General features: G+C 67.7%; 5 protein-coding genes and 4 pseudogenes. 5 read left to right on the forward strand and 4 right to left on the reverse strand.

From position 1 onward, the window contains the following. The 3 genes and pseudogenes from ACZ6NC_RS41615 to ACZ6NC_RS41625 all read left to right on the forward strand — a co-directional run. Positions 1-543: pseudogene (locus tag ACZ6NC_RS41615) on the forward strand (COG3415 family protein); the annotation flags it as partial. A gap of 224 nt (positions 544-767) precedes the next feature. Further along, the gene (locus tag ACZ6NC_RS41620; RefSeq protein WP_465739102.1) at positions 768-1,844 is read left to right on the forward strand and encodes an IS110 family RNA-guided transposase; all 1,077 of its coding nucleotides are present in this window, start codon (positions 768-770) and stop codon (positions 1,842-1,844) included. A 17-nt stretch (positions 1,845-1,861) separates the two neighbouring features. Further along, positions 1,862-2,133 (forward strand): annotated as a pseudogene (locus ACZ6NC_RS41625) (transposase); the annotation flags it as partial. A 3-nt stretch (positions 2,134-2,136) separates the two neighbouring features. On the opposite strand, the gene ACZ6NC_RS41630 reads toward ACZ6NC_RS41625, so the two are convergent. From ACZ6NC_RS41630 to ACZ6NC_RS41640, 3 genes are all read right to left on the reverse strand, one after another. Further along, positions 2,137-2,607 carry a GNAT family N-acetyltransferase gene (locus ACZ6NC_RS41630; protein WP_465739098.1) on the reverse strand — a complete coding sequence of 157 codons (471 nt, stop codon included), beginning with the start codon at positions 2,605-2,607 and terminating at the stop codon, positions 2,137-2,139. A gap of 137 nt (positions 2,608-2,744) precedes the next feature. Continuing rightward, the gene (locus ACZ6NC_RS41635) at positions 2,745-3,512 is read right to left on the reverse strand and encodes an IS3 family transposase (protein WP_465739099.1); all 768 of its coding nucleotides are present in this window, start codon (positions 3,510-3,512) and stop codon (positions 2,745-2,747) included. A gap of 100 nt (positions 3,513-3,612) precedes the next feature. Further along, positions 3,613-4,680, reverse strand: coding sequence for an IS110 family RNA-guided transposase (locus tag ACZ6NC_RS41640; RefSeq protein WP_465739100.1), 1,068 nt, complete (start codon positions 4,678-4,680; stop codon positions 3,613-3,615). A gap of 300 nt (positions 4,681-4,980) precedes the next feature. Here ACZ6NC_RS41640 and ACZ6NC_RS41645 point away from each other — a divergent pair, with 300 nt between their 5' ends. Further along, on the forward strand, positions 4,981-6,132 hold the full coding sequence (locus ACZ6NC_RS41645; RefSeq protein ID WP_465739101.1) for an IS30 family transposase: 1,152 nt from the start codon (positions 4,981-4,983) through the stop codon (positions 6,130-6,132). Between the two features lie 101 nt (positions 6,133-6,233). On the opposite strand, the pseudogene ACZ6NC_RS41650 reads toward ACZ6NC_RS41645, so the two are convergent. Beyond that, a pseudogene (locus ACZ6NC_RS41650) lies at positions 6,234-6,440 on the reverse strand (transposase); the annotation flags it as partial. A gap of 54 nt (positions 6,441-6,494) precedes the next feature. Here ACZ6NC_RS41650 and ACZ6NC_RS41655 point away from each other — a divergent pair. Continuing rightward, a pseudogene (locus tag ACZ6NC_RS41655) lies at positions 6,495-6,866 on the forward strand (ISL3 family transposase); the annotation flags it as partial. Between the last annotated feature and the right edge of the window lie 161 nt (positions 6,867-7,027).

Genomic DNA, 7,027 nt, shown 5'->3' on the forward strand with positions numbered 1-7,027 from the left:
TTCTCGACCTGGAGCCTGGCCAAGCTGGCCGACTTCCTGGTCGCCGAGGGGGTGGTCGACGACATCAGCCACGAGGGCCTTCGGGTCCTGCTCCGCGAGGAGGACGTCTCCTTTCAACGTGTGAAGACCTGGAAGACCTCCCGCGACCCCGACTACGCCACGAAGAAGGCGAGGGTCGAGCACCTCTACGCCATCGCCGACGGCGAGGTCATACCCGAGGAGGGCGAGCCCGAAGTCGTCTACTGCATGGACGAGTTCGGCCCGCTCAACCTCCAGCCCCACCCCGGCCGGCAGTGGGCCGAGCGCGGCGGGGCGCACAAGGACCCCGAGCGCGGGCCCAGACCCCGACGGCGGGCGACCTACACCCGCCCGCACGGAGTCCGGCACCTGTTCGCCGCCTACGACCTCGCCAAGGACCAGCTCTACGGGCACATCAAGAAGACCAAGAACCGCTCCAAGTTCCTGGAGTTCTGCCGCTACCTGCGCTCGCTGCACCCGGCCGGTGTTCGCATCGCGATCGTCTGTGACAACTGTGAGGATCACGGTGTGCCGCAGGGGGTCGGAGCCTGACCCGTGTGACAACTGGCCTCGGTTGCCTTGGTGTAGAACTGTCGGCTCCGACCCCCTGCGTCGCGTACTGCCACCGGCCCGGCGGACGTGTCCCGATAGGGGCTTTGCTGCACAAAGCACCGTCACAGTTCCGACCGCTCACCGGACCGGTGTCAGCCACCAGCCCCAGTCCAAGGAGCCTCGTGACCGTCGCCAGCATGCCCCAGCCGACCCTGCCCGCGCAGCGAGATTCGGGCCCGGCCGAGGATGTGGTCCTGGGAGTGGACACCCACAAGGACATCCACGTCGCCGCTGTCATCACCACCCTGGGCGCCTCACTCGCCCACCAGGAGTTCCCGGCAACCGCAGCCGGCTATCGCCAACTGCTGGCCTGGGCAAAGTCGTTCGGCGTCCTGCATCGGGCAGGCGTCGAGTGCACCGGATCCTACGGAACCGCGCTGACCCGGTCGTTGCGCCAGGAAGGCGTCGATGTCATCGAAGTCAACCAGCCCGACCGCGCCGCCCGGCGCAAGCGAGGCAAGACCGACGCGGTCGACGCGGACGCGGCGGCACGCGCGGTGCTATCGGGACGCGCCACCACCGTGCCGAAGACCGCGGACGGCCCTGTGGCGGACATGCGGGTCCTGCGGCTGGCCAAGGAATCAGCGGTCAAGGCCCGCACCCAGGCGCTGAACCAGCTCAAGGCCGTCCTGCTGGCCATCGACCCAGACCTGCGCGAACTGCTCACCGGCTTGAGCAACCCTGCGCTGATCGCCACCTGCGCGGCCCTTGACGTCGACGGACGGGGCGAGGCCGTCTTCACGATGCGCCTGCTCGCCCGCCGGGTCCAGCAGCTGTCCGACGAGGTCAAAGAGCTCACCCGGCGCACCACCAGGGCCGTCCGCGCTTGCCGGCCCCAGATGCTGGACCTGGTCGGCGTCGGGCCCGACAGCGCCGCCGCCGTCCTCATCGCCGCAGGCGACAACCCGGATCGGATCACTGACGAGGCGTCCTTCGCCGCCCTGTGCGGCGTCAGTCCGGTCGAACAGTCCTCCGGCAAGACGCAACGACGGCGCCTGAACCGCGGCGGCAACCGCCAGGCCAACGCAGCCCTCTACCGCATCGTGATGACCCGCATACGCTGGGACGAACGCACCCAGGAGTACCTGCAGCGACGCACCGCCCAGGGCATGTCCAAGCGCGAGATTATCCGCTGCCTCAAGCGATACGTCGCCCGCGAGCTCTACCGGCACATCCAGCCCCAGGCCACCAGCCAGCCCTCTCCTGCGGCTTGACGAAACATAGGGGCTTCTACTCTCCACACCTGACGACGAAGCGGTGTCAGTGGGTCGGAACGTGGGCGGCGGCGAACAACGTGGAGATCGCCTACACCCCGACCAACAGCTCCTGGCTCAACCGGATCGAGGCCCAGTTCACCGCCTGCGCTACTTCGCCCTCGACGGCACTGACCACGCCAGCCACAAGGCCCAGGGCAGCATGATCCGCCGCTACATCATCTGGCGGAACAAGCACGCCGCCGACCAACGACTACGCAAGGTCGTCGACAGGGCAAACGTCGCCTGAGGCTCAGCCGAGTTTCTTGCGCATCTTCACCGAGGTCGTCTCGTAGCCGAGCGACTCGTAAAGGCCATGTGCGCCGGTGTTGAACCCGGCGACACTGAGACCCAGAGTATGAACGCCCCGCGCCCGGGCGTATTCCTCGCCGAGGAGCATGGCCATTCGGCCCAGGCCCCGACCACGCTTGTCGGCGTCGATCACAATGTCCCAGACCCACCAGGCACCGGCGTCGTCACTCCTGTCCGGTCCGATCCAGAGGTAGCCGACGACTACCCCGGCATCGTCGACCACGTCGAAGACCGCGTGATCCGGGTTCGGTGTCCCGGACGGAAACGAGTGCGCCATGGTCTCGTCCGCCTGCCGGTAGGCGTCCTCGGACGTCTGCCCCAGAGCAACGAGCTCCTTGGCGTACTCGGTTCGACTACGTTCGAGCCAGGCGGGGAAGTGTTCGGCGTCCAGAGGACGGAGGGTCGCAGTCACCGGCCTAGCCTCCCACACCGCCGACGCCTGAGCGGTGTCACCCTCGCTCAGGCCTCACGGCACACCATCAACTGAGCTTGCTCCGCTTTGACGGACACCCTCGTTGTGGTGGTCAGGCCGCGAGGACGGCCTCGTAGTCAGCAGGGCTGCGGTAGTCGAGGCTGCTGTGCAGTCTGCGTATGCTGTACCAGCCCTCGACCCCACTCGAAGATCGCCGTGCGGGCTGCCGCGCGGCTGGGCCACGGCCGGTCCCCGATCAGCTCCCGCTTGAGCGTGGCGAAGAACGACTCCGCGAGGGCGTTGTCCCAGCACTGGCCGGTGCGACCGACTAACAGACGAACTCCGAACTCGCTTGCCAGTACGGCGAATTCACGGCTGGTGTACTGACAGCCGCGGTCCGAGTGGAAGATCACCGGACCGTCGGGACGCCGGCTGCGGCAGGCGGCCCGCAAGGCGTCGGCGACGAGCTCGGTCCGCAGGTGGTCGGCCGTGGCCCAGCCGACCACGCGGCGCGAGGCGATGTCGATGACGGTAGCCAGGTAGAGCCAGCCCTCGCCGGTCGAGATGTAGGTGATGTCGCCGCACCAGCGCGCGTCGAGGCCGGTCGGGTCGGGCTGGAAGTCGCGCAGGACCAAGTCCGGCCGTGCGGCGGCGTTCGGATCCGGGATCGTGGTGCGGTGGCGCCGCCTGCGGTGCCGGCCCTGCAGCCCTGCCTCGCGCATCAGGCGGGCGACCCTGCGGCGGCCGCAGCCGTCACCGTCCCGGCGGAGCACGGCATGGATGCGTGGGGCGCTGTAACTGCCCCGCGACGTCTCGTGGACCTCGGTGATCTTCTCCGTCAGCTCGGCGTCGCGGACCGCGCGGGGACCCGGGCTCGCCGTTGCGGCGGGCGTAGAAGGCGGCACGGGAGACCATGAGCAGTTCACACGCCCGTTTGACGCTGTGGCCTGCCTGCTTCTCCGCCTCGATGAACGGGTGCACCGTCACCGGGTCTCCTTGATGCTTCTATGTCAAGCAGCCAACTCGACGCCCCCCTGCCGGAGGTTGGCTCTCCTTGTTGCGGGCTGTCTCGTCGGCGAGAAGGGCGCGGAAGACGCGGTCGGAAATGCGGCGTTTGAGCAGGCGAAGGGCTTCCTTGACGGTCTTTCCGGCCGCGAGTTGCTTCGCGTAGTAGGCCGCGCCCTCGCCACTGCCGCGAGCCTGCGTCACCGCGATCATGTGGAGCGCGTTGTTGATCGCCCGGTTGCCGCCACGGTTGAGCCGGACCCTGACCTTGTTCGAGGACCAGACCGGGATCGGCGCGGTGCCGTTGAAGTGCGCGAACGCGTCCTTCGACTTGAAGCGGGCCGCACCCGCGGTCTCGCCAAGGATCGCCGCGGCGCCGATCACCCCGCAACCGGGGACCTCCAACAGGGCAGGTGCGAGCTCGTGCACCAGGCGCCGCAGCCTGCCCTCCAGGGCGTTGATCCGTTCAGTGAGCCTGCGGCACTCCGCGATTAGATCCAGCGCGATCTCCACGATAACTCCCGTGCAACCGGCGAGAGTTGTCTCCAACATGTCGAAGACGCACAGGCGACGCAGGCCGCGCGATGGAACGGGCAGTTCGGGGTCGATCTCGTGGAGGAACCAGCGGAGCTTGTTGGCCGCCGCGGTCCGCTTGCGGACCAGCAAGCGCCGGTGGTCGACGATCAGCTTCGCGTCGCGAGCCGGTCCGTCCAGACAGGCCTTGGGCAGATCGGGTTCGCGCAAGGCGACCCGGGCCACCGCCTCTGCGTCGATCGGGTCGGACTTCCCGCGCTCGCGGGCGGAGCGGCGGGCGCCTGCCATCAGCCTTGTGTGCACCCGGACGACAGAGTGGCGCGCGTTCAGCAGGTCGACCTCGAAGCGGCGCGTCAGGTGCCGACAGTCCTCAACCGCAACCAGCACCTGCCCGAACTTCCTTATCCACTCACAGGCCTGCTGGTGACCGGCCGTGGTGGCAGCGACCGTCAACTGGTCGAGCCGGCGACCGAGCGGGTCGACGGCGACGAGGGTGTGGGTCTTCTTGTGGGCATCGACGCCGACTACGATCATGAAGGTGCCTCCAACGGGAGCGCGGGGATCCGTTGCCGGGTCCGCCGCGGGGGCACGCCTCAATCGGGCCGCGAGCACGCTTCTATCAAGCCACTCCACGGGGACGCCAGGGCCGGCGGGGCGGCACATCAAGGACAAGCCACCGCGAACGGGGCAGCAAAAAAGAGAGCCAACCCCGCCGGTCCTGCCACTCTGACACCACCCGGGTGCCGGTGTCCCCTACTTTGGCATTGACGCGAAGAAAGCCGTGGTGCACTCAACCCGTCAGCGCAACATCCCAGCTGGCGGAGGATGTGGCGCATGGCGAGGTTAGGTCGTCCGGGCATGTCGGACACACAGAAGCGTGAGTTGTGGGACCGCTGGAAGGCCGGAGAGTCGATCAGCGAGATCTCACGGGCACTGGGCAGGCCGCCCGGCTCGATCTTCACGATCATCAAGTCCAACGGCGGCTACGTTCCACCGGTCCGGCAGCGGAGGTCCGGTCAACTGACGCTTCCTGAAAGGGAGTCCATCTCACGTGGCCTCGCTCGGGGCGACTCGATCCGCGAGATGGCCCGCGCCCTGGGACGTGCCGCCTCGACCGTCAGCCGGGAGATCACCCGCAACATGGGACCCGCCCGCTACCGGGCCGTGGATGCCGAGGACCGCGCCTGGGACCGCGCCCGGCGCCGGCAGCCGTGCCTGCTCGCCTCCAGCCTGCCGCTTCGGGACTTCGTGGCTGAGAAGCTTGCCGAGGACTGGTCACCGGAACAGATCTCCGGACATCTGGCCAAGGTCCACGCTGGCGGATCGGGGATGCGGGTGAGCCACGAGACGATCTACAAGTCCTTGTTCGTCCAGGCCCGCGGAGTGCTGGCCAAGGAGCTCCAAAAGCATCTGAGGTCCGGTCGGCCGACGCGCCGCAATATCCACAACACGGTTACCGGGCAGTGGCGTTCACAGATCAAGGAAGCGGTCTCGATCAGCGAGCGACCTGCTGAGGCCGACGATCGCGCGATTCCCGGCCACTGGGAGGGCGACCTTCTCCTCGGCCGCGGACTGACCCAGATCGCCACGGTCGTCGAACGCTCCACCCGCTTCACCGTGCTTGTCCAGCTCGACGGGCGGGACATGGCCACCGTCACCGCGAGACTGTCCGCCAAGATGCTCGACCTGCCCGCCGAGCTCAGGAAGTCTCTGACCTGGGATCGCGGCATGGAGCTGGCGGGCCACAAGGACGTCACCGCCGCGACCGGCCTGAGCGTGTACTTCGCCGATCCGCGAAGCCCCTGGCAGCGCGGTACGAACGAGAACACCAACCGCCTGCTGCGTCAGTACATGCCCAAGGGCACGAGCATGGAACACCTGAGCCAGGAAGACCTCGACAAGATCGCATTGAAGCTGAACACGCGACCCCGAAAGACGCTCGACTTCGACACGCCTGCCGATAGGCTGGAGCCCCTGTTGCGCTGACGGGTTGAGTGCACCGTTGCACGCTTCAGGACCTCGACGTCCTCGCGCAGTCGGCGGTTCTCCCGCCGAAGCCTCGCCAGTTCCTCGCGCTCGTCGCTGGTCAGGCCGTCTTGCTCGCCGGTGTCGACCTCGGCCTGGCGCACCCAGTCCCGCACTGCTGTCTCGGTCAGGTCGAAGTCCTTCGCGACCTGACCGACGGACCGGTCACCGCGCTGGCACAGCTCGACGATCTCCGCCTTGAACTCCGGCGTGAACGAGCGACGAGGGCGCGGCTTCTTCTTCCCCATGCTCTCCATGATGGACATCATCCTTCCGGGGCCGAAGCCCCTGATCAGGAGTGTCCGTCAAAGCGGATCAAGCCCACCGGCTGGATCACCCGCCACCCCGGACACCTGCGAGCAGAGGAGGAGCGCCTGCTCGACGATGTCCTCTCCCGCTGCCCCGAACTGGCGGCCCTGCGCAACCACGTCCATGCCTTCGCCCGCATGGTCTGCGACCGCACCGGCACCGACCTCCCCGCCTGGATCTCCGCAGTCCGCGCCGACGACCTACGCCAGCTACACGCCTTCGCCGACGGACTCGAACGCGACCAGGACGCCGTCACCGCCGGCCTCACCCTGCCGTGGAGCAGCGGCCCGGTCGAAGGCCACGTCAACCGGATCAAGATGCTCAAACGGCAAATGTATGGACGAGCCACTCTCCCGCTCCTGCGCAAGCGCGTCCTACTCGCATGACGCTCCGTCACCGCATCACGAAAATCGGCTCTGCCGCTGATTGAGGGGTCTTGGCTGGCTGATCATGGTGATAGGAGGATGCGGCGGCGTAGGAGGTCGAAGTTGGCCCGCCCGTACATCTGGCGCTTGAGCAGCTTGATCCTGGTCACGTTGCCCTCTAC

The sequence above is a fragment of the Kitasatospora sp. NPDC041988 genome (assembly GCF_055588525.1).

Bases quoted from the DNA above. Each gene is read 5' to 3' on its own strand.
- ACZ6NC_RS41620 (WP_465739102.1), top strand. From the start codon at position 768: ATGCCCCAGCCGACCCTGCCCGCGCAGCGAGATTCGGGCCCGGCCGAG.
- ACZ6NC_RS41640 (WP_465739100.1), bottom strand. From the start codon at position 4,680: ATGATCGTAGTCGGCGTCGATGCCCACAAGAAGACCCACACCCTCGTC.
- ACZ6NC_RS41645 (WP_465739101.1), top strand. From the start codon at position 4,981: ATGGCGAGGTTAGGTCGTCCGGGCATGTCGGACACACAGAAGCGTGAG.